Origin of the sequence: Pseudomonas sp. B21-017, from assembly GCF_024749245.1 — a bacterium.
Taxonomy (GTDB): domain Bacteria; phylum Pseudomonadota; class Gammaproteobacteria; order Pseudomonadales; family Pseudomonadaceae; genus Aquipseudomonas.
The window spans coordinates 1268105-1287891 of the sequence record NZ_CP087194.1 but is presented as its reverse complement, the minus strand read 5'-3'; the positions used below and the strand labels follow the sequence as shown (position 1 = coordinate 1287891).

At 58.1% G+C, this 19787-nt stretch carries 23 protein-coding genes; 14 read left to right on the top strand and 9 right to left on the bottom strand.

The window, feature by feature from the left end:
• Positions 1 to 14 precede the first annotated feature (14 nt).
• The 7 genes from LOY28_RS05595 (at position 15) to LOY28_RS05565 (ending at position 4701) form a co-directional block, all read left to right on the top strand.
• On the top strand, positions 15 to 584 hold the full coding sequence (locus tag LOY28_RS05595) for an electron transport complex protein RnfA (RefSeq protein ID WP_064616316.1): 570 nt from the start codon (positions 15 to 17) through the stop codon (positions 582 to 584).
• The gene (gene rsxB, locus LOY28_RS05590) at positions 581 to 1585 is read left to right on the top strand and encodes an electron transport complex subunit RsxB (RefSeq protein WP_018926596.1); all 1005 of its coding nucleotides are present in this window, start codon (positions 581 to 583) and stop codon (positions 1583 to 1585) included. Before LOY28_RS05595 ends, rsxB begins: the two co-directional genes overlap by 4 nt.
• A complete protein-coding gene (locus LOY28_RS05585) occupies positions 1572 to 2564 on the top strand; it encodes an RnfABCDGE type electron transport complex subunit D (RefSeq protein WP_018926597.1) in 993 nt (330 codons plus the stop codon). The genes rsxB and LOY28_RS05585 overlap by 14 nt, the downstream gene beginning before the upstream one ends.
• Positions 2561 to 3172 (top strand): RnfABCDGE type electron transport complex subunit G, encoded by a 612-nt coding sequence (locus LOY28_RS05580; RefSeq protein WP_064616314.1) that lies wholly within the window; start codon positions 2561 to 2563, stop codon positions 3170 to 3172. Before LOY28_RS05585 ends, LOY28_RS05580 begins: the two co-directional genes overlap by 4 nt.
• Positions 3165 to 3779, top strand: coding sequence for an Rnf-Nqr domain containing protein (locus LOY28_RS05575; RefSeq protein WP_258613190.1), 615 nt, complete (start codon positions 3165 to 3167; stop codon positions 3777 to 3779). Before LOY28_RS05580 ends, LOY28_RS05575 begins: the two co-directional genes overlap by 8 nt.
• Entirely contained in the window at positions 3776 to 4414 is a 639-nt protein-coding gene (gene nth, locus LOY28_RS05570) for an endonuclease III (RefSeq protein ID WP_018926600.1), read from the top strand. The genes LOY28_RS05575 and nth overlap by 4 nt, the downstream gene beginning before the upstream one ends.
• Positions 4415 to 4521: 107 nt before the next feature.
• Entirely contained in the window at positions 4522 to 4701 is a 180-nt protein-coding gene (locus LOY28_RS05565; RefSeq protein WP_018926601.1) for a PA3496 family putative envelope integrity protein, read from the top strand.
• A 91-nt stretch (positions 4702 to 4792) separates the two neighbouring features.
• Here LOY28_RS05565 and LOY28_RS05560 read toward each other — a convergent pair whose 3' ends face one another.
• On the bottom strand, positions 4793 to 5419 hold the full coding sequence (locus LOY28_RS05560; RefSeq protein WP_018926602.1) for a response regulator transcription factor: 627 nt from the start codon (positions 5417 to 5419) through the stop codon (positions 4793 to 4795).
• Positions 5420 to 5985: 566 nt separating this feature from the next.
• Here LOY28_RS05560 and LOY28_RS05555 point away from each other — a divergent pair.
• Positions 5986 to 6567 carry a hypothetical protein gene (locus LOY28_RS05555; protein WP_064616313.1) on the top strand — a complete coding sequence of 194 codons (582 nt, stop codon included), beginning with the start codon at positions 5986 to 5988 and terminating at the stop codon, positions 6565 to 6567.
• A gap of 174 nt (positions 6568 to 6741) precedes the next feature.
• Here the strand turns inward: LOY28_RS05555 and LOY28_RS05550 are convergent, their stop codons facing one another.
• Both LOY28_RS05550 and LOY28_RS05545 read right to left on the bottom strand, forming a co-directional pair.
• Complete coding sequence (locus LOY28_RS05550; protein WP_020799894.1) at positions 6742 to 7959, bottom strand: argininosuccinate synthase; 1218 nt, start codon at positions 7957 to 7959, stop codon at positions 6742 to 6744.
• A gap of 129 nt (positions 7960 to 8088) precedes the next feature.
• Positions 8089 to 8997 carry an OmpA family protein gene (locus LOY28_RS05545; RefSeq protein ID WP_018926605.1) on the bottom strand — a complete coding sequence of 303 codons (909 nt, stop codon included), beginning with the start codon at positions 8995 to 8997 and terminating at the stop codon, positions 8089 to 8091.
• Positions 8998 to 9154: 157 nt separating this feature from the next.
• On the opposite strand from LOY28_RS05545, the gene pyrC reads away from it, so the two are divergent.
• Together pyrC and rnt are read left to right on the top strand one after the other, a co-directional pair.
• The gene (pyrC, locus tag LOY28_RS05540) at positions 9155 to 10201 is read left to right on the top strand and encodes a dihydroorotase (protein ID WP_018926606.1); all 1047 of its coding nucleotides are present in this window, start codon (positions 9155 to 9157) and stop codon (positions 10199 to 10201) included.
• Entirely contained in the window at positions 10198 to 10875 is a 678-nt protein-coding gene (gene rnt, locus LOY28_RS05535) for a ribonuclease T (RefSeq protein ID WP_007938919.1), read from the top strand. The genes pyrC and rnt overlap by 4 nt, the downstream gene beginning before the upstream one ends.
• 76 nt (positions 10876 to 10951) lie before the next feature.
• On the opposite strand, the gene LOY28_RS05530 is transcribed toward rnt, so the two are convergent.
• Positions 10952 to 11554: a peroxiredoxin gene (locus LOY28_RS05530; protein ID WP_018926607.1), complete on the bottom strand. Its 603-nt coding sequence runs from the start codon at positions 11552 to 11554 to the stop codon at positions 10952 to 10954.
• A gap of 314 nt (positions 11555 to 11868) precedes the next feature.
• Between LOY28_RS05530 and LOY28_RS05525 the strand changes: the two genes are divergently transcribed.
• Positions 11869 to 12087 carry a bacterioferritin-associated ferredoxin gene (locus LOY28_RS05525; protein ID WP_018926608.1) on the top strand — a complete coding sequence of 73 codons (219 nt, stop codon included), beginning with the start codon at positions 11869 to 11871 and terminating at the stop codon, positions 12085 to 12087.
• 200 nt (positions 12088 to 12287) lie between these two features.
• Entirely contained in the window at positions 12288 to 12761 is a 474-nt protein-coding gene (gene bfr, locus LOY28_RS05520) for a bacterioferritin (RefSeq protein WP_007898512.1), read from the top strand.
• A 174-nt stretch (positions 12762 to 12935) separates the two neighbouring features.
• Here bfr and grxD read toward each other — a convergent pair whose 3' ends face one another.
• From grxD to LOY28_RS05505, 3 genes are all read right to left on the bottom strand, one after another.
• Complete coding sequence (gene grxD, locus LOY28_RS05515; RefSeq protein ID WP_007938922.1) at positions 12936 to 13277, bottom strand: Grx4 family monothiol glutaredoxin; 342 nt, start codon at positions 13275 to 13277, stop codon at positions 12936 to 12938.
• A 97-nt stretch (positions 13278 to 13374) separates the two neighbouring features.
• Positions 13375 to 15483 (bottom strand): molybdopterin oxidoreductase family protein, encoded by a 2109-nt coding sequence (locus tag LOY28_RS05510; RefSeq protein ID WP_258613189.1) that lies wholly within the window; start codon positions 15481 to 15483, stop codon positions 13375 to 13377.
• A 135-nt stretch (positions 15484 to 15618) separates the two neighbouring features.
• Positions 15619 to 15909 carry a hypothetical protein gene (locus LOY28_RS05505; protein WP_018926610.1) on the bottom strand — a complete coding sequence of 97 codons (291 nt, stop codon included), beginning with the start codon at positions 15907 to 15909 and terminating at the stop codon, positions 15619 to 15621.
• Positions 15910 to 16315: 406 nt separating this feature from the next.
• Here LOY28_RS05505 and argF point away from each other — a divergent pair, with 406 nt between their 5' ends.
• The gene (gene argF, locus LOY28_RS05500; protein WP_026286458.1) at positions 16316 to 17236 is read left to right on the top strand and encodes an ornithine carbamoyltransferase; all 921 of its coding nucleotides are present in this window, start codon (positions 16316 to 16318) and stop codon (positions 17234 to 17236) included.
• Positions 17233 to 18342, top strand: coding sequence for an ABC transporter ATP-binding protein (locus LOY28_RS05495; protein WP_086946086.1), 1110 nt, complete (start codon positions 17233 to 17235; stop codon positions 18340 to 18342). Before argF ends, LOY28_RS05495 begins: the two co-directional genes overlap by 4 nt.
• 49 nt (positions 18343 to 18391) lie before the next feature.
• Here the strand turns inward: LOY28_RS05495 and LOY28_RS05490 are convergent, their stop codons facing one another.
• Together LOY28_RS05490 and ybaK are read right to left on the bottom strand one after the other, a co-directional pair.
• Complete coding sequence (locus LOY28_RS05490) at positions 18392 to 19174, bottom strand: PhzF family phenazine biosynthesis protein (protein ID WP_258613188.1); 783 nt, start codon at positions 19172 to 19174, stop codon at positions 18392 to 18394.
• A gap of 117 nt (positions 19175 to 19291) precedes the next feature.
• Positions 19292 to 19762: a Cys-tRNA(Pro) deacylase gene (gene ybaK / locus LOY28_RS05485; protein ID WP_007938929.1), complete on the bottom strand. Its 471-nt coding sequence runs from the start codon at positions 19760 to 19762 to the stop codon at positions 19292 to 19294.
• Positions 19763 to 19787: the final 25 nt, after the last annotated feature.

Sequence of the window (19787 nt, the reverse complement as noted above, 5' to 3'; positions counted from 1 at the left end):
TTACCGGCACGATCATGACCGAACTGCTTCTTACGCTTATCAGCGCTGCCCTGATCAACAACCTCGTGTTGCACTGGCCGCTGGGCGTCGATCCGGTGCTGGGCAGCGAGCGGCGACAAGTGCATGCATTGGGCATCGCGACGACGTGCCTGATGCTGATCGTCGGCACGCTCGGCCATGCGCTCTACCACTGGCTGCTGGTGCCGCTGGGGCTGACGTCGCTGCGACTGTTCGTATTCCTGCCGCTGAGCGTTCTGCTGATCGGCCCGCTGCTGAAACTGCTTCCACGGTTATTCGCCAAGCTTTCATTCGAGGGTCTCTGGCCCCTGCTGCTGGGCAATGCCGGCGTGCTTGGGCTGACCCTGCTCAACGCTCAGGACGACAAGGGACTTTTCCACGCCATAGCCTTGAGCCTAGGTGCCGGGCTGGGTTTCTGGCTGGTACTGAGCCTGTTCAGCGACTTGCGCCAACGCACACTCGATAACGATGTCCCCCTGCCCTTTCGCGGCCTGCCGATCGAATTGATCGGCGCCGGATTGATCGCAGTGGTTTTTCTCGGATTCAGCGGGCTGATCAAAACATGAGTCTGATTCAACGCATCGATGCCCTCTTGCCGCAGACCCAATGCGGCAAGTGTGGCCACCCCGGATGCAAACCGTACGCCGAAGGCATCGCCAGTGGCGAGCCGATCAACAAGTGCCCACCGGGCGGCAGCGAAACCATCGCGGCCCTCGCCGAGCTGCTGAAAGTGCCGGTGCTGGAACTGGACGTCAGTCGCGGTTCGGCACCGGCGCAAATCGCGTACATCCGCGAAGCCGAATGCATCGGCTGCACCAAATGCATTCAGGCCTGCCCGGTCGACGCGATTGTCGGCGCGGCGAAATTCATGCACACGGTCATCGTCGACGAATGCACCGGTTGCGACCTCTGCGTGGCGCCCTGCCCGGTGGATTGCATCGAGATGCATCCGCTACCGCTGGCCACGCTGCCGATTGTCGGTGGGCTGGCGTTCAGCCTGGAGGAGCAACAGGCCCGGGCCGCCAAGCGCAACCGCGCGCGACGTCGCTTCGAACAGCGCAATGCCCGCCTACATCGCGAAGAGGAACAGAAACTCGCCGAACGTCAGGCCCGTGCCCAACGCGCCGTGCAGCACAGTGAAGTGACGCTCGACCCGGTTCAGGCCGCGCTCGAGCGCGTGCGTGCGCAGAAGGCCGCCAATGCCGATGCGGCGCTGAAAAAGGCCAAGGTCGATCTGGCGATGAGTCGGGCGCAGCTGAATAAATCGCTCAAGGCCTTCGGGCATCCACCGACCTTCGAACAGCAATCGCAACTGATCGTGCTGCAACAGCAGTTCGAAGCTGCCGAACAGGCGCTGTCGCTGCTGGAAAGCAGTGCACCGGTGGTAGCTACTCCACCTGTTCCGACAAACGATGCCGAGCTGAAACGGGCGAAGATCCAGTTGGCCATGCGCCGCGCCGAACTCAAGAAGGCTCAAACAAACGAAGCGCCGGCCGAACAGATCACAGCATTGCAACATGCGCTCAGCGAAGCCGAGCGGCAGGTGGATGCCTATGCCGCCCCTTGAATCGGTGGATGAACGCCTTCAGCAGGCCATGAAGCTGGTGTTGCTGGCCACACTGCCGGGAATGCTGATGTTGTTCTGGCTGTACGGTTGGGGCGTGTTGATCAACCTGATTCTGACGGCAGCTACCGCACTGGCCGTTGAAGCAGCGGTGTTACAGCTGCGCAAGCAACCTGTAAAACCGACAGTGAGCGATGGCAGTGCGCTGGTCAGCGCGACCCTGTTGGCCCTGGCCTTGCCGCCTTATTGCCCGTGGTGGCTGACGGTCAGCGCAGCGGCATTCGGACTTTTTTTCGGCAAGCACCTGTATGGCGGCGTCGGCAGGAATCCGTTCAACCCGGCGATGCTCGGTTTCGCCCTGGCTTCAGTGACGTTTCCTCAGCAAATGACCCATTGGCCGTCGTCCCACGGCATGGACTTCCTCGCAGGCCTGCAACAAGTGTTCGGCTTCAACCTCGGCCAGACACCAGACGCGTGGGCCCAGGCCACCGCGCTGGACAGCCTGCGAATCAACAAAAGCCTGACCATGGACGAACTGTTTGCCGGCAACCCGGCATTCGGCCATTTCGGCGGCCGGGGCGTGGAATGGGTCAACCTGGCCTTCCTGGCCGGCGGCGCGTTTCTGCTGCAACGGCGGGTGTTCAGCTGGCATGCGCCGGTCGGCATGCTCGCCAGCCTGTTCGTCATCAGCCTGTTGTGCTGGAACGGTTCGGGCTCCGATTCCCATGGCTCGCCACTCTTCCATCTGCTCACTGGCGCGAGCATGCTGGGTGCCTTCTTCATCGTGACGGAACCGGTATCCGGCGCGAAAAACCCCACGGCCCGGTTGCTGTTCGGCGCCGGAGTGGGGCTGCTGACTTACTTGATTCGCACGTGGGGCGGCTATCCCGACGGGGTGGCTTTTGCCGTCCTGCTGATGAACCTCTGTGTACCGGCGCTGGAGCGGTTTGCTGCCTCCAGACAAGCGCAGGTCAGCCCATGAACCGAGCGACAAGCGTTGTGACCCTGGTATTACTGGCAGGCCTGGGGACAGGCGCGACTTACCTCGCGCAGTACACCAGCGCCGCACGCATTGCCGCCGAACAACGCCTGATCGACAGCCGCAATTTGCTGGATCTGCTAGCGCCCGACAGCTACGACAATCAGCCACTGGAACACCCCCTCAACGTCGAAAAAACACGCCTGCCCAACAGCACGCTGCTGAATGGCTATCTGGCGTCCAAGGCCGGCCAACCGAGCGCCGTGTTGCTGCGCAGCCAGACACTGGGCTACGCCGGCGCCATCGATTTGCTGATCGCCATCGACCCCCATGGCACGTTGCTGGGGGTCAAAACCCTCAAGCAATCGGAAACCCCGGGGCTGGGCGGCAAGCTCGCCGACTGGCCCAATGCCTGGCTGCAAGTGTTTACCGGCAAGTCTCTAGGTGAACCAAGCGACACTGGCTGGGCCTTGAAAAAGGACCGAGGGCAATTCGATCAGATCGCAGGCGCGACCATCACCTCAAGAGCGGTGATCAATGCCACCCACGATGCGTTGCGTTACTTCGATGAACACCGGCAACCGCTGATCGGGAGCAGCGCCCATGAATAAGTCATCAACCCTGCAGAACTCGCTGATGCTTGCGCCTCTGATCGGCGTCACTGATTCGTTGGTAACGGCTCTAGGCCTGTGGCTGATGTTCGCTCTGGTGCTCAGTGTTTATGACGTGAGCATGGGTATCTTGCGCTCACGACTGATTCCGGCAACCCATTTACTGGCCTGCCTCCTGCTGGCTGCCACACTGACCAGTTGTGTGGAACTCGCCATGCAAGCCTGGTCGCTTCAATGGCACCAGCATCTGGGGTTCTATATCGGATTGATCGCCTTGCAATGCGTGGTGCTGGAACATAACGGTTTTTTCCAGGGCACAAGGCGTGACCGCCTGCGCCTGTGCGGCCTGTTCGGCGCCTTGATGATTGGCCTGGGCCTGCTCCGCGAGCTTATCGGCAACGGGACACTGGGTAGCCATCTGCCCTGGCTGACCGCTGCCATGCAACCGGACTGGCAAGGTTGGGTGCTCACCGCTGACGGTGGCCTGCGCTTGGCCACGCTGGCCCCCGGCGGGTTTATTCTGCTGGGGCTGCTGATCGCCGCACGTCAGGCCTGGACCCGCCCCTCCCCCACATTGACCTCCTTCGAGGAAACGCATCGCCCATGAATGCCGCAAAACGTCTGGAAATTTTCCGCAGGTTTCACGAAGACAATCCTGAACCGAAGACCGAGCTGGCCTATTCCTCGCCGTTCGAACTGCTGATTGCCGTGATTCTCTCGGCGCAATCGACCGATGTCGGCGTCAACAAGGCCACCGCCAAACTGTTTCCGGTGGCCAATACGCCGGCGGCGATTTATGCCTTGGGCGTTGAAGGATTATCGGAGTACATCAAGACCATCGGCCTGTATAACAGCAAAGCAAAAAACGTGATCGAAACCTGTCGCTTGCTGGTAGAGCGCCATGGCGGTGAAGTACCGCAGACCCGCGAAGCGCTGGAAGCGTTGCCCGGCGTCGGCCGCAAGACCGCCAATGTGGTGCTCAATACCGCCTTTCGTCAGCTGACCATGGCCGTGGACACCCACATTTTCCGGGTCAGCAACCGTACCGGCATTGCTCCGGGCAAGAATGTGGTCGAGGTGGAGCAGAAACTGATGAAATTCGTGCCGAAGGAGTATCTGCTCGACGCCCATCACTGGCTGATTCTCCACGGACGCTACGTTTGCCTGGCCCGCAAGCCGCGTTGTGGCAGCTGCCGGATCGAGGACTTATGCGAATACAAGCAAAAGACCTCGGACGATTGAGGCTCTATTAGTTTTCTTGATTAGCCGATTGAAAAAATCTTTTTTACCCGCCGGGAAATTGTCGATATAAGGAGCGCCAAAGGCAGTCTTAGCCTGGAGTTAACCTTATGAGCACTGGCAAAGAGCAATTGGACGTAGAAGACGACTTCACCGCCGTTGAGGCCGATGACGCAGAACCGGTGGTGGAAGTAGCGAAGACCAACCTGAGCAAACGCCGCACCATCGACAATCTGCTGGAGGAGCGCCGACTGCAAAAGCAATTGGCCGATTACGATTTTGACCTATGACACCTAAAAGCCTCCCGAAACGGAGGCTTTTTACTAAGTGCCCATCCCCGACAAACGCCCGCTCATCGCCCCTCGTCAAACGCTGGCATACTCATACCAGGCCATTACGTTGAGCCAATTCAATAAGATCGACCAGTGAGCGAGCATTGAGCTTCAGCAACAGGCGAGTCTTGTAAGTACTGACGGTTTTATTGCTGAGGAACATCCCATCGGCGATTTCCTTGTTTGTCTTTCCTCGGGCCAACTGCTGAAGGACCATCATTTCCCGCCCGGACAAACGATCCACCATATCGGCTTCACTGGCATTCCCAAGACTGGAGCGCACAGTATGCAGCGCCTGATTAGGAAAGTAGCTATAACCTGACAATACAGCCTTTATTGCACTGAGCAACTCAGTAAGGTCCTGTTGTTTACAGACATATCCGGCGGCACCCGATTGCATACAACGCATGGAAAAATGTCCTGGAGCCTGGGACGTCAATATCAGCACTTTAAGAGGCATCGCCGCCGAGGTCAGGCGCGCGATAACTTCCAACCCATCCAGCTTCGGTATTCCAATATCCAGGATAACGATATCCGGCATAAGTTCACGAGCAAGTTGCAATGCATCCACGCCATTGTCTGTTTCTGCAATGACTTCGTAGCCATGACGCTCCATTAGCATACGTACCGCAAGACGAATGACGGGGTGATCATCCACGATCAGCACTTTATTCATGGGCAATTCCAATTTTCGCTGTTCGAATTTTTAGAGCCCGCACCATAGCCTAGTCGTTTCACCCATGGCATGCCGTCCCCCTCGACCACTCGCACCGAGAGACATTACCTACAAACAACACGGATTATTCCTACAAGAAATCATTGCGCATGATAAGCCAGGGATTTTATTGGCCGAACACTGCTAAACGCTTCGACAATGTCTTTGTAACAATTCACCCCCCAAAAAAACAAGGTTCAACGCCCTTGGTCCGACAGACCGCGACTATTAAGCTATCCTTAAAGGTAACGAGTATCTTGCAGAATCTTACATAACCCGGCCCGAACCACTCGAAAAAACTTACATACAGCAACACTTCACAACTCAAACAAACCCACACAACTTTAAAACAAATAAACAGCCATACCCAGAGCCAGAACAATACAGTTACTATATCAACCTCAACCACACAACAAAAAGAAACTTAAAATAACAAATACAAAAAAAACACACTCATACATGCATCACCACCAAAACACACCCTATAAACCAACAGAGAAAAAGATAATACCTAATGAGTAAAAAACATGACAAAACTCAAAAAAAGAATCACCAACCCCATGACAATCATTGCAATATTTGCAGCACTGTCCGAAACATCAGCTGCTGTATCGCTGCCCTTTCTTGACCACAAGGAGAGAGAACTTTACATCTGGTTTCTGATCAGCTTTCCCTTTTATTTGCTTTTTCTTTTCTTCGCCACACTTAACTTCAATTATCGATCGCTTTACGCGCCCTCCGATTTCGAGAAGGGAAAGCATTTTATAAAAGTCATGGACAACGCTGATCACTCTGGAAACAGCACTTCCAGTGTGTCGCCTGAACGCTCGGTCCAACACCATGTGCAGCTGCCCGCGCCGCTAAAGGATCTGCACATCATTGATGCACGCTGGATAACCAAAAAAATGGGGTTCAGCGCCCTGATGGAGAGTATCCAGCACGCTCCGGATAATCCTGCACACGTGATCGTATTTCTCACGTGTGCCGATTCGGAGGTAGTGCTGAAGGACAGTGCGCTCAAACACTGGAAACAACTAAAGAAACGCAGCAACGCAACGTTCTGTGTTTCTTACAATTTGAGCTCGCATGGCGTGACGATCATGGGCTAGGTTTTGACCCGTCGCACAGAGCAAGGCAGCCCTTGAAGTGAGATCAAAGGCAGGCAGCAAAAGGAACGGTTGGAAGAAACCAGCAGAAAGCGAAACGTAATATGCAGCAGCCCTTTTTCAGAACTGTGGCCTTGTCATCGACAAGGCCACAGTTCCATTACCGCATCAAAGGTCTCAGAACAGCTTGCGGCCTTTGTTCGCCGCGATACGCATGCGCAAGGCGTTGAGCTTGATGAAGCCCGCCGCATCGGCCTGGTTGTAGGCGCCGCCATCTTCCTCGAAGGTCGCGATGTTGGCGTCGAACAACGACTCGTCGGACTTGCGTCCGGTGACGATCACGTTGCCCTTATACAGTTTCAGGCGCACTACGCCGTTCACATGGGCCTGGGAAGCATCGATCATCTGTTGCAGCATCAGACGCTCTGGGCTCCACCAGTAACCGGTGTAGATCAGACTGGCGTATTTAGGCATCAGCTCGTCTTTGAGGTGAGCCACTTCGCGGTCCAGGGTGATCGATTCGATCGCACGGTGAGCGCGCAGCATGATGGTGCCGCCAGGCGTCTCGTAGCAGCCACGGGATTTCATGCCCACATAGCGGTTTTCGACGATGTCCAGACGGCCGATACCATGTTCGCCACCGATACGGTTCAAGGTCGCCAGCACGGTGGCCGGGGTCATTTCGACACCGTCCAGTGCAACGATGTCGCCGTTGCGGTAGGTCAGTTCCAGGTACTGCGGTTTGTCGGGAGCTTTCTCCGGGGAGACGGTCCAGCGCCACATGTCTTCTTCGTGCTCGGTCCAGGTGTCTTCCAGCACGCCGCCTTCATAGGAGATGTGCAGCAGGTTGGCATCCATCGAGTACGGGGATTTTTTCTTGCCGTGACGCTCGATCGGAATCGCGTGCTTCTCGGCGTAGTCCATCAGCTTCTCACGGGACAGCAGGTCCCATTCGCGCCATGGAGCGATCACTTTCACGCCTGGCTTCAAGGCGTAGGCGCCCAGTTCGAAACGAACCTGGTCGTTGCCCTTGCCGGTCGCGCCGTGGGAAATGGCGTCAGCACCGGTTTCGTTGGCGATTTCGATCAGGCGTTTGGCGATCAACGGACGAGCGATGGAAGTACCCAGCAGGTACTCGCCTTCGTAAACGGTGTTGGCGCGGAACATCGGGAACACGAAATCACGCACGAATTCTTCGCGCAGATCGTCGATATAGATTTCTTTTACGCCCATGGCCTGTGCCTTGGCGCGGGCCGGTTCGACCTCTTCGCCCTGACCCAGGTCAGCGGTGAAGGTCACTACTTCACAGTTATATGTATCCTGCAGCCACTTGAGGATCACCGAAGTGTCCAGGCCGCCGGAATACGCCAGAACGACCTTGTTTACGTCCGCCATGCCATCACTCCACGGGGTTCTACGGAAAGCTGTCAAGTCTACCGCTCATGCAGGATAATTTACAGAGGCGCGACAGCTTATGACGACGAAGCGACAGATTATGTCGAGCGAGCGACGAATTCAGCAGGTTCAGGAGGTCGTCGCGCTGCTCGCGGCGGCGGTGGCTTGAGGCGCAGGTTTCTCGGTCGGTGCGACCCGCTCGAGACGTACGGCAACCCGGCGGTTCTTCGCCCGGTTGGCGGCATTGTTGTTGGGCGCCAGCGGATAGCGCTCACCGTGAAAACGCAGGGTGATCTGCGATTCCTGCACACCATTGGCCTTGAAGAAATCCATCACCGCCAGCGCCCGGCGTCGTGACAGTTCACGGTTGGTCAGCCGGTTACCGCTATTGTCGGAATGGCCATCGAGTTCAATGTGGTTGACCGTCGGATCGGCCTTCATGAACTCCAGCATGACCTGCAACTGGGCCTTGGCCCTGGCATCGAGATCGATACCCTCCCCCGGAAAGCCGACCTCGGATTGCTTCACTTGCTCGAAATTCTGTGGCAACAGCTTGGCGACGCAACCCTGATAGTCACCATAGGCCTTGCTGAACTTGACCGGCAGCAGACGCACTTCAGACACCCGACCGTCGCCCGATGAGTGTCGTACGACCGGGCTGCGCCCCTCCATCAGCCCGCTGATCAGGCGCCCGGCCTGCACTTGCGAACTGTTGAACAGCACGTTGCCACTACCGATTCTCACCGAGCCCAGGTTAATGTCGCCACGCCCCGGCTGCCATGGCGCAGCCGCCGCCAGCAAGGTGGCGGAACCCCCACCGATCATTGAGTTGTAGGCCTTCAGTCGAAATGTCGCCTGCTCTCCGGCGCGCCGCACAAACTCACCCGAACCGAAATCGGTGATCGGTTGAGTCAGGCGGCATTCGAACTTGTCGCCTTCGACCGTCCACTCGATGCTCTCCAGGCGAGTCTGGAAAGTGAGCGCCATCGCGGGAAGGCTGGCAAACACACTGAGCAAGGCTAAATAACGCTGGCGCACGGGAGGCTCCACTGGCTTCTACGACAAAAAGACCGACACACATATTCACGGCCTGCCTGTTGGGTATCGGAAGCTTGTCGTAAAACTTGATAGCGAGTGCCTGGAAGAGTCTTTTCCGGTAGCATTCCCCTGAGTTTGACCCGCCTGGAATTCCCTCATGTCCGACCGCCTGACCCTGCTGCGTCCCGACGACTGGCACATTCATCTTCGCGATGGTGCCGTGTTGACCAATACCGTCGCGGATGTCGCGCGCACCTTTGGTCGCGCCATCATCATGCCCAACCTGGTACCTCCGGTGCGCAACGCTGCTGAAGCCGATGGCTATCGCCAGCGGATTCTCGCCGCACGTCCGGCCGGCAGCCGTTTCGAACCGCTGATGGTTCTGTACCTGACCGACCGCACCCAGCCCGAAGAAATTCGTGAGGCCAAGGCCAGCGGTTTCATTCACGCCGCCAAGCTGTACCCGGCAGGCGCGACCACCAATTCGGACTCTGGCGTCACCAGCATCGACAAGATTTTCCCTGCACTGGAGGCCATGGCCGAAGTCGGGATGCCCTTGCTGGTTCACGGTGAAGTCACCCGTGGCGATATCGACGTTTTCGATCGGGAAAAAATCTTCATCGATGAGCACATGCGTCGCGTGGTCGAGCGTTTCCCAACGCTCAAAGTGGTGTTCGAACACATCACCACCGCCGATGCCGTGCAGTTCGTCAACGCGGCTTCGGCCAACGTTGGCGCCACCATCACCGCGCATCACCTGCTGTACAACCGCAACCACATGCTGGTGGGTGGGATTCGGCCGCACTTCTATTGCCTGCCGATCCTCAAGCGCAATACCCACCAGGAAGCCCTGCTCGACGCCGCCACCAGCGGCAGCGACAAGTTCTTCCTCGGCACCGACTCGGCCCCCCATGCCCAGCACGCCAAAGAAGCGGCTTGCGGCTGTGCCGGATGCTACACCGCTTATGCCGCGATCGAGATGTATGCCGAAGCCTTCGAACAGCGTAATGCGCTGGACAAGCTCGAAGCCTTCGCCAGCCTCAATGGCCCGCGTTTCTACGGTCTGCCGGCGAACACCGATCGCATCACCCTGGTCCGCGAAGAGTGGACCGCCCCAACCAGCCTGCCATTTGGCGAGCTGACCGTTATCCCGCTGCGCGCCGGTGAAAAACTGCGCTGGCGCCTGCTGGAGGAACACGCGTGAGTGAAGACCATTTCGACGACGAACAGGACGGTCAAGGCGGTGGAGGTGGTCCTCGTCATCCAATGGCTGCCAGATTCCGTGGTTACCTGCCGGTTGTCGTCGACGTAGAAACCGGTGGCTTCAACTCGGCCACCGACGCCCTGCTGGAAATTGCTGCAACCACTATCGCCATGGATGAAAAAGGGTTCGTGTACCCCGATCACACCTACTTCTTCCGGGTTGAGCCATTCGAAGGCGCCAACATCGAAGCAGCAGCCCTGGAATTCACCGGGATCAAACTCGATCACCCGTTGCGCATGGCAGTGAGTGAAGAAGCGGCGCTGACCGATATCTTCCGTGGCATTCGCAAGGCCCTGAAAGCCAACGGTTGCAAACGGGCGATTCTGGTCGGTCACAACAGCAGCTTCGACCTGGGTTTCCTCAACGCGGCAGTCGCGCGCCTGGACATGAAACGCAACCCGTTTCACCCGTTCTCCAGCTTCGACACCGCGACCCTCGCCGGTCTTGCCTACGGTCAAACCGTACTGGCCAAGGCCTGTCAGGCAGCGGACATCGACTTCGACGGTCGTGAGGCTCATTCGGCTCGCTACGACACCGAGAAGACTGCTGAGCTGTTCTGCGGCATCGTCAATCGCTGGAAACAGATGGGCGGCTGGGAAGACTACAACGACTGAGGCTGGTCGCCGGTTTATCCCGCCCATAAAAAAACCGGCCTCAGTGAGGCCGGTTTTTTATTGCCGGACGCCTGGCTTACAGCGCAGCAGCGTGCTCGGTCAGGTAAGCCGCAACGCCTTCTGGCGAAGCGTTCATGCCTTTGTCGCCTTTTTTCCAGTTGGCAGGGCAAACTTCGCCGTGCTCTTCGTGGAATTGCAGAGCATCAACCAGACGGATCAGCTCTTCCATGTTACGGCCCAGCGGCAGGTCGTTGACGATCTGCGAGCGGACAACGCCTTTGTCGTCGATCAGGAACGCACCACGGAAAGCCACGCCGTCAGCGGACTGAACGTCGTAAGCCTTCATGATTTCCTGCTTGATGTCAGCAGCCATGGTGTAACGAACCTGGCCGATACCGCCATTGTTCACCGGGGTGTTGCGCCACGCGTTGTGGGTGAAGTGCGAGTCGATCGAAACGGCGACCACTTCAACGTTGCGTGCCTTGAAGTCAGCCATGCGGTTGTCCAGAGCGATCAGCTCGGACGGGCAAACGAAGGTGAAGTCCAGTGGGTAGAAGAACACCAGGCCGTATTTGCCTTTGATGGCCGAGGACAGGGTGAAGCTGTCTACGATTTCGCCATTGCCGAGTACGGCCGGTACGGTGAAGTCAGGGGCTTGTTTGCCTACGAGTACGCTCATTGGATATCTCCTGGTGTAATAACGTTGAAGAACAGGGCTCATGCCAGCCTGTCACCCTCAGGCGACAGCCCTGTGACACGAACCTCCTTCGCAAAAGGCCGACCATCATACACCGCGTTTTTCGCCTGTCCTTAGCGGTTTTTTTCTGGCGGGCAAAATGGCCGCTGCTATTTTTTTTCGCAAGGCGCGAGAGGAAACCGTTCGTCAGTCAAAGGCCCTTATGACGAAAAGCCTTCAGAAACCACTTTGACAATCATTCTCGTTAACATTAAGATCCATCGCAATTGAGTCACAACCAGCGACGGTTCTCACTTATGTATGTCTGCCTCTGCACCGGCGTCACCGACGGTCAAATCCGCGATGCAATCTATGAAGGTTGCTGCAGCTACAAGGAAGTCCGTCTGGCTACCGGCGTAGCCGGCCAATGTGGCAAATGCGCTTGCCTGGCCAAGGAAGTGGTGCGTGAAACACTGGGCAAACTGCAAACGGCCCAGGCGGCGATCCCCTACCCCGTAGAATTTACAGCCGCATAACTACCGTATTTCGAAGAACCGGACTTGATGTCCGGTTTTTTTATGTCTGAAAATCAATCGCTTAGGCCTTAGACGCGGAACACAAACATTCTTATTCCGATTAATTTTCATTTAAGTTTCAATAACTTAGGTTTGACACTATTAATTACGCGGCTCAAACTCCGCCTTATATACAGCTAATACAGGGCAGGACTCCCACCATGAAAGGCGACGTTACAGTCATCCAGCATCTCAACAAAATCCTTGCCAATGAACTGGTCGCGATCAATCAGTACTTCCTGCACGCGCGCATGTATGAAGATTGGGGCCTGAACAAGCTCGGCAAGCACGAATACCACGAATCCATCGACGAGATGAAGCATGCTGACAAGCTGATCAAGCGCATCCTGTTCCTTGAAGGCCTGCCGAACGTCCAGGACCTGGGCAAGCTGCACATCGGCGAACACACCAAGGAAATGCTTGAGTGTGACTTGAAGATCGAGCGCGACGGTCATGCCGACCTGAAAGTCGCTATCGCCCATTGCGAAACCGTTGGCGACTTCGGTAGCCGTGAACTGCTCGAAGACATTCTTGAGTCCGAAGAAGAACATATCGACTGGCTGGAAACCCAGCTGGGCCTGATCGATAAAGTCGGCCTTGAGAACTATCTGCAATCGCAGATGGGCGAAGAGTAAGTTCTACGCCGCTAACCCCGACGCAATAAAAAGCCCCGCTCTCTTTACAGAGGCGGGGCTTTTTACGTGCGCTCTTGTAGGAGCGAGGCTCGCCCGCGAAGAACGATGACGCGGTGTATCTGCAGAAGCGCGGCGCCTGCTTCGCGGGCAAGCCTCGCTCCTACAGGAACCGAATCAGGCTTCGGTCTTGGCAGCGGCGGCTTTGGCGGCGGCGTCTTTGATCAGTGCCTGCAACGAACCGTCGGCAGACATTTCAGTCATGATGTCGCTACCACCAACCAGCTCACCGGCAACCCACAGTTGTGGGAAGGTTGGCCAGTTGGCGTACTTTGGCAGGTTGGCGCGGATTTCCGGGTTCTGCAGGATATCCACATAGGCAAACTTTTCACCACAGGCCATCACAGCCTGGGCGGCTTTCGCGGAGAACCCACACTGCGGGGCATTCGGCGAGCCTTTCATGTAAAGCAGAATGGTGTTGTTGGCAATCTGCTCTTTAATCGTTTCGATGATATCCATGGAGCACCTCGGCTGAACTTTCCGACTCAGTGGTCGGCACGGTGGCGCATTGTAACGGAAACCCGAGCGCCATGCTCGGCCTCCCCGACAGACATGTTCACGCCGCCGCCACGGTCACCGGCACGCCGTTCAATGCCGCATTGCCCGACAACTCATCGAGCTGACATTCGTCAGTCAGGTCATTGGCGCTGGAACCTGGCTGGCCACTGGCAATCGTCATCTGCACGCCCGGTCGCGCATGACCCCAACCGTGGGGCAGGCTGACCACTCCTTTCATCATATCGAGGCTGGCGACCACTTCAACCTCGATCACGCCGACCCGTGAACTGACGCGCACCCGCTGCCCATCGCTGAGCCCGCGGCTGGCCAGGTCGTCCGGGTGCATCAGCAGTTGATGGCGCGGCTTGCCCTTCACCAGGCGGTGATAGTTGTGCATCCATGAGTTGTTGCTGCGCACATGGCGGCGACCGATCATCAGTAACTCATCGGCGGCTGGTGCTTGCAACGCCGCAAAGCGCGCCAGATCGGCGAGGATCTCCACAGGCGCCGCCTGGACGCGCTGATTGGCCGTCTTCAGACGAGGCGTCAAATTGGGCTTGAGCGCGCCGAGATCGATACCGTGAGGGTGATCGAACAAGGTCGCCAGCGACAGTTTGTGCCCTGAAGCATCGCCATACAGGCCCATCCGCAGCCCCCGGTCAATCATCTGCGCCGGCGCAATGGTCGGTTTCAGCTCCTTGCCGGTCTTCGCCGCAAAGGCCTTGGCCAGCCCCACGAAGATCTCCCAATCATGCAGCGCGCCTTGCGGCTTGGCGAGAATCGCCCGGTTGAAACGGGTGACGTTGCGCACCGCGAACATATTGAAGGTGGTGTCGTAATGATCGTTTTCCAGCGCCGAAGTCGACGGCAGGATCAGGTCGGCATAACGCGTGGTTTCATTGATGTACAGGTCGACGCTGACCATGAACTCCAGTCCGTCCAGCGCCTGCTCCAGCTGTCGGCCATTGGGCGTGGACAACACCGGATTACCCGCCACGGTGATCAGCGCACGGACCTGCCCTTCCCCTTCGGTGAGCATCTCTTCGGCCAGCGCCGACACCGGCAACTCGCCACCGTATTCAGGACGCCCGGACACGCGGCTTTGCCACAGGTTGAAATGGCCGCCCGACGTGGACGCCACCAGGTCCACCGCCGGCTCGGTGCACAACGCACCGCCGACACGATCAAGGTTGCCGGTCACCAGATTGATCAATTGCACCAGCCAATGGCACAAGGTGCCGAAGGCCTGGGTCGAGACGCCCATGCGGCCATAGCAGACCGCCGTCGGGGCTGCCGCGAAGTCCCGCGCCAGTTGACGGATCTGTTCGGCGGGGACTGCGCACAGCGGGCTCATGGCCTCGGCAGTGAAACCTGCGATCGCCTTACGCACTTCATCCAGCCCATCGACCGGCAAATGACTGTCGCGGGTCAGGCCTTCAGCGAATAACGTATTGAGCAGCCCGAACAACAGCGCCGCATCGCCGCCGGGGCGCACGAACAGATGCTGGTCGGCAATCGCCGCCGTTTCGCTGCGACGCGGATCGACCACCACCACTTTGCCACCCCGGGCCTGAATCGCCTTGAGGCGCTTCTCCACATCCGGCACGGTCATGATGCTGCCGTTGGAGGCCAGCGGATTACCGCCCAGGATCAACATGAAATCAGTGTGATCGATGTCCGGGATCGGCAACAGCAAGCCGTGGCCATACATCAAATAACTGGTCAGGTGATGGGGCAACTGATCGACCGACGTCGCGGAAAACCGGTTACGGGTTTTCAACAGGCCGAGGAAGTAATTGCTGTGGGTCATCAACCCGTAGTTGTGCACGCTGGGGTTGCCCTGATAGACCGCCACCGCGTTCTGCCCGTGACGCTCCTGAATCGCCGCCAGGCGTTCGGCTACAAGGCTGAACGCATCTTCCCACTCGATAGGCTGCCACTCGCTACCCACTCGCTGCATCGGCTGACGCAGGCGATCCGGGTCGTTCTGAATGTCTTGCAGGGCCACCGCCTTGGGGCAGATATGCCCACGGCTGAAGCTGTCCTGAGGGTCGCCCTTGATCGAGGTGATCTGCACGCCGCTGCCTTCGACCTCGGTGGTTTCGATGGTCAGGCCGCAGATGGCTTCACACAGGTGGCACGCACGGTGATGGAGAGTCTTGGTCATGGCCAGTCTCTGTTTTGTTCTGGGCGGGCAATGTCGGCCGCGGGAACAAAACTATGGCGCGTGACTTGCCACCGCGCCAGCGACGTTCGTCTTGTGAATCGACGACCATCAGGCCGGCCGATGGCAGCAAGGAGATCAGTTCGGCGGCAGACTCGGCGGCGCCTGCAGCTGGATTTCCTCGATGGTTTCGATCTGCTCGTGGGCGACGTGCACGCCGGTGAGCTCGCCGATCAGCCGCCAATGCTCGTCGAGCCCGGCACTGATGGTGGCCATGCGGTCGATCATGCGCCGGCCAGCCGCCTTGGTGACTTCATCTTCACTGCGTAACAACTCGAAAGACATCGAGGTCATGGAAGCAGTGAGGTGGGTCAGAGAGCGAGCCGTAAGGCCGAGTAGCTCCATCAATAACTGTTCTTTCGATTCCATTCCTGAGGCTTCCTGCGTCGCTCGTGCTTTAGTTATAACCCAGCACTTTGCATTAGCAAATGTTTCAGACTAGACACATTGCCCGCCAAAGGCTCGAATGACAGATCAAAAACCGACTGCCAATCTGTCGCCCGCGCCCTGCCTGATTGCCAAGCCCGGCGAGCCCAGTGTACAAATGCTCAGCTGCTGTCAGGAAACAGGCTTCAAAAGCGCTACTGCGGTCACCCCGTAGCCTCTCTGAAATCCTCTAAGCACCGTAGCCTATTGGAAAAACGCGACATTTAATGTCAATATCGCGCCTCCCCCTATTTCGTCGCCCCGTGCGGCTTACGCCGCAGGTCTCGCCCGTTTTTCAGTTAAACAAGGCTTTGAGTATCTGCGGTCTGTTGCAAAAAGGTAGTCAATGATGAGCGCAAGGCACTTTCTCTCCCTGATGGATTGCACGCCCGAAGAGCTGGTCAGCGTGATCCGTCGAGGCGTTGAGCTCAAGGACCTGCGTAACCGCGGCGTACTGTTCGAGCCTTTGAAAAACCGCGTCCTGGGGATGATTTTCGAGAAGTCCTCGACCCGTACCCGTATTTCGTTCGAAGCCGGCATGATCCAGCTCGGTGGCCAGGCGATCTTCCTGTCGCCGCGCGACACTCAGCTGGGCCGTGGCGAACCGATCGGCGACGCCGCCATTGTCATGTCGAGCATGCTCGATGCAGTGATGATCCGTACGTTTTCGCACAGCACCCTGACCGAATTCGCCGCCAATTCGCGAGTCCCGCTGATCAACGGCCTGTCCGATGACCTGCACCCGTGCCAGTTGCTGGCCGACATGCAAACCTTCCTCGAACATCGCGGTTCGATCCAAGGCAAGACCGTGGCCTGGATCGGCGACGGCAACAACATGTGCAACAGCTATATAGAAGCGGCGATCCAGTTCGACTTCCAGTTGCGCATCGCCTGCCCGGAAGGTTACGAACCCAACCCTGAGTTCGTGGCCAAGGCCGGCGATCGGGTAAGCATCGTCCGCGATCCTCGGGAAGCCGTACGCGGCGCGCATCTGGTGAGCACCGACGTCTGGACCTCCATGGGCCAGGAAGAGGAAACCGCCAAGCGCCTGAAGCTGTTCGCACCGTTCCAGGTCAACCGGGCGCTGCTCGACTTGGCCGCACCGGACGTGCTGTTCATGCATTGCCTGCCGGCCCACCGTGGCGAGGAAATCAGCCTCGACCTGCTCGACGACCCGCGTTCGGTGGCATGGGATCAAGCCGAAAACCGTCTGCATGCACAAAAGGCCCTGCTCGAGTTTCTCGTCCCACCTTCGTACCATCACGCATGAGCCAGCCATTACTGCTGAACCTGCGCAATCTGGCCTGTGGTTATCAAAACCAGCGGGTTGTGCAGAACCTCAACCTGCATTTGAATGCCGGCGATATCGGTTGCCTGCTGGGCTCTTCGGGCTGCGGCAAAACCACCACCCTGCGGGCCATTGCCGGTTTCGAACCGGTGCACGAGGGTGAGATCCAGTTGGCGGGCGAGACCATCTCCAGCGCCGGCTTCACCCTCGCCCCGGAGAAACGCCGGATCGGCATGGTGTTCCAGGATTACGCGCTGTTTCCGCATTTGAGCGTGGCCGAGAACATCGCCTTCGGGATCCGCAAGCACCCGCAAAAGGATCGTGTCACCGAAGAATTGCTCGAACTGGTCAACCTGAAAAATCTCGGCAAGCGCTTTCCCCATGAACTGTCCGGTGGCCAGCAGCAGCGGGTTGCACTGGCCCGCGCCCTGGCGCCGGAACCGCAACTGTTGTTGCTCGACGAACCGTTCTCCAACCTCGATGGTGAGTTGCGACGCAAGCTCAGCCATGAAGTACGCGACATCCTCAAGGCTCGCGGCACCAGTGCGATTCTGGTGACCCACGACCAGGAAGAAGCTTTCGCGGTCAGCGACCATGTCGGCGTTTTCAAGGAAGGTCGCCTGGAACAATGGGATACGCCCTACAACCTCTATCACGAACCGCTGACACCGTATGTGGCCAGCTTCATTGGCCAGGGTTATTTCATTCGCGGTCAGTTGAGCAGCCCGGAGTCGGTGCAGACCGAATTGGGTGAATTGCGCGGCAACCGTGCCTACACCTGGCCGATCGGTGGCGCCGTGGACGTATTGCTGCGTCCGGACGACATCGTCTATGCACCGTCCAGCCCACTGAGGGCGCAGATTGTCGGCAAGAGCTTCCAGGGTGCCTCAACGCTGTACCGCTTGCAGTTGCCTACGGGCGCACAGCTGGAGTCGATTTTCCCAAGTCATGCCGATCATCTGGTCGGTGCTGAAGTCGGCATTCGGGTAGCGGCGGAACACCTGGTACTGTTCCAGGCCTCCGGTAGTACAGCGGCGCAGATTCCGACGATCGAGTCCGGGGTTCGGCGCTACAGCGCCGCTAGCTGAACAACGCGGACATAGGTGGGAGCGAGCTCCCACCTTATCGGATTTTCGTTTAACCCAGCATTAGCGTTCCGCTCGCGACCAGCGTCGCATTCCCGCCAATACTCACCCGATCCCCTTCCAGCTGACAAAACAACTCCCCACCCCGCGCCGAGCACTGATAAGCCGTCAGACTCGACTTGCTCAAGCGTTTCGACCAGTACGGAATCAGGCTGCAATGGGTTGAACCGGTCACCGGGTCTTCGTTGATGCCGATCGCCGGGGCAAAGTAGCGCGACACAAAGTCATGCTTGCTGCCTTTGGCTGTCACGATGGCGCCCGGCCATGGCAATTTCGCCAGGGCAATCATGTCTGGCTGACAATCGAGCACCGCCTGCTCGGACTCCAGCACCACGAACAATTCGTTCGAGCCCAGCACATCGACCGCCTCGACGCCCAAGGCGCGCTCGACATCCAGGGTCACGCCCACTTCCGACGGCACGACTGCCGGGAAATCCAGCCACAAGCGCCCACCCTCTCGGGTGACACTCAATGGGCCGGACTTGCAGATGAAGTCCAGTCGCTCGACCGGTTCTTTATAGAGTTCAAACAGTACGTAGGCACTGGCCAGGGTCGCATGACCGCATAACGGGACTTCGGTGGTCGGAGTAAACCAGCGGATGCGCCAGACAGAACCCTCACGCACCAGGAACGCGGTTTCGGCGAGGTTATGTTCGGCGGCGATTTTTTGCATCAACTCATCGTCAAGCCAAGCATCGAGCCGGTACACCATCGCCGGGTTGCCACTGAACGGCCGATCACTGAACGCATCGATCTGATGAAACTCAAGCTGCATGGCACTTCTCCCTTTCTTCAGATCGCCGAGCATGAAGCCTGGCATAGCCCTTCACCAGTGACAGAACGAACCAATTTCCACCATACAGCGCCGGGTTGTAAGCCCGAGACCTTTTGCTCAGGCACGACCGATATCGGCGAACTTCGCCTGGGTGTGTTCGGCCAACACGGCAGGCGCCAGTTCGACTTCCAGACCGCGCCGCCCGGCGCTGACGAAGATACTGGAAAACGGCTGGGCCGAATGATCGATAAACGTGCGCAGGCGCTTCTTCTGCCCGAGTGGGCTGATACCGCCCAACAGATACCCCGTCGAACGCTGCGCAGCGGCTGGATCGGCCATTTCGACTTTTTTCACGCCTGCGGCCTGTGCCAGCGCCTTCAAGTCCAGACTTCCGACGACCGGCACCACCGCCACCAATAACTCCCCCTTCTCGCTGGCCGCCAGCAATGTCTTGAACACCTGCGCGGGGTCCAGGCCCAGTTTTTCCGCGGCCTCCAGACCATAGGACGCTGCCTTCGGATCATGTTCGTAACTGTGCACACGATGTTCGGCACGAACTTTTTTCAACAAATCCAATGCGGGGGTCATGACAGCTCCAGACTTGGCGGCAGAA

Bases quoted from the DNA above. Each gene is read 5' to 3' on its own strand.
- LOY28_RS05595 (WP_064616316.1), top strand. From the start codon at position 15: ATGACCGAACTGCTTCTTACGCTTATCAGCGCTGCCCTGATCAACAAC.
- rsxB (WP_018926596.1), top strand. From the start codon at position 581: ATGAGTCTGATTCAACGCATCGATGCCCTCTTGCCGCAGACCCAATGC.
- LOY28_RS05585 (WP_018926597.1), top strand. From the start codon at position 1,572: ATGCCGCCCCTTGAATCGGTGGATGAACGCCTTCAGCAGGCCATGAAG.
- LOY28_RS05580 (WP_064616314.1), top strand. From the start codon at position 2,561: ATGAACCGAGCGACAAGCGTTGTGACCCTGGTATTACTGGCAGGCCTG.
- LOY28_RS05575 (WP_258613190.1), top strand. From the start codon at position 3,165: ATGAATAAGTCATCAACCCTGCAGAACTCGCTGATGCTTGCGCCTCTG.
- nth (WP_018926600.1), top strand. From the start codon at position 3,776: ATGAATGCCGCAAAACGTCTGGAAATTTTCCGCAGGTTTCACGAAGAC.
- LOY28_RS05565 (WP_018926601.1), top strand. From the start codon at position 4,522: ATGAGCACTGGCAAAGAGCAATTGGACGTAGAAGACGACTTCACCGCC.
- LOY28_RS05560 (WP_018926602.1), bottom strand. From the start codon at position 5,419: ATGAATAAAGTGCTGATCGTGGATGATCACCCCGTCATTCGTCTTGCG.
- LOY28_RS05555 (WP_064616313.1), top strand. From the start codon at position 5,986: ATGACAAAACTCAAAAAAAGAATCACCAACCCCATGACAATCATTGCA.
- LOY28_RS05550 (WP_020799894.1), bottom strand. From the start codon at position 7,959: ATGGCGGACGTAAACAAGGTCGTTCTGGCGTATTCCGGCGGCCTGGAC.
- pyrC (WP_018926606.1), top strand. From the start codon at position 9,155: ATGTCCGACCGCCTGACCCTGCTGCGTCCCGACGACTGGCACATTCAT.
- LOY28_RS05530 (WP_018926607.1), bottom strand. From the start codon at position 11,554: ATGAGCGTACTCGTAGGCAAACAAGCCCCTGACTTCACCGTACCGGCC.
- LOY28_RS05525 (WP_018926608.1), top strand. From the start codon at position 11,869: ATGTATGTCTGCCTCTGCACCGGCGTCACCGACGGTCAAATCCGCGAT.
- bfr (WP_007898512.1), top strand. From the start codon at position 12,288: ATGAAAGGCGACGTTACAGTCATCCAGCATCTCAACAAAATCCTTGCC.
- grxD (WP_007938922.1), bottom strand. From the start codon at position 13,277: ATGGATATCATCGAAACGATTAAAGAGCAGATTGCCAACAACACCATT.
- LOY28_RS05510 (WP_258613189.1), bottom strand. From the start codon at position 15,483: ATGACCAAGACTCTCCATCACCGTGCGTGCCACCTGTGTGAAGCCATC.
- LOY28_RS05505 (WP_018926610.1), bottom strand. From the start codon at position 15,909: ATGGAATCGAAAGAACAGTTATTGATGGAGCTACTCGGCCTTACGGCT.
- argF (WP_026286458.1), top strand. From the start codon at position 16,316: ATGAGCGCAAGGCACTTTCTCTCCCTGATGGATTGCACGCCCGAAGAG.
- LOY28_RS05495 (WP_086946086.1), top strand. From the start codon at position 17,233: ATGAGCCAGCCATTACTGCTGAACCTGCGCAATCTGGCCTGTGGTTAT.
- LOY28_RS05490 (WP_258613188.1), bottom strand. From the start codon at position 19,174: ATGCAGCTTGAGTTTCATCAGATCGATGCGTTCAGTGATCGGCCGTTC.
- ybaK (WP_007938929.1), bottom strand. From the start codon at position 19,762: ATGACCCCCGCATTGGATTTGTTGAAAAAAGTTCGTGCCGAACATCGT.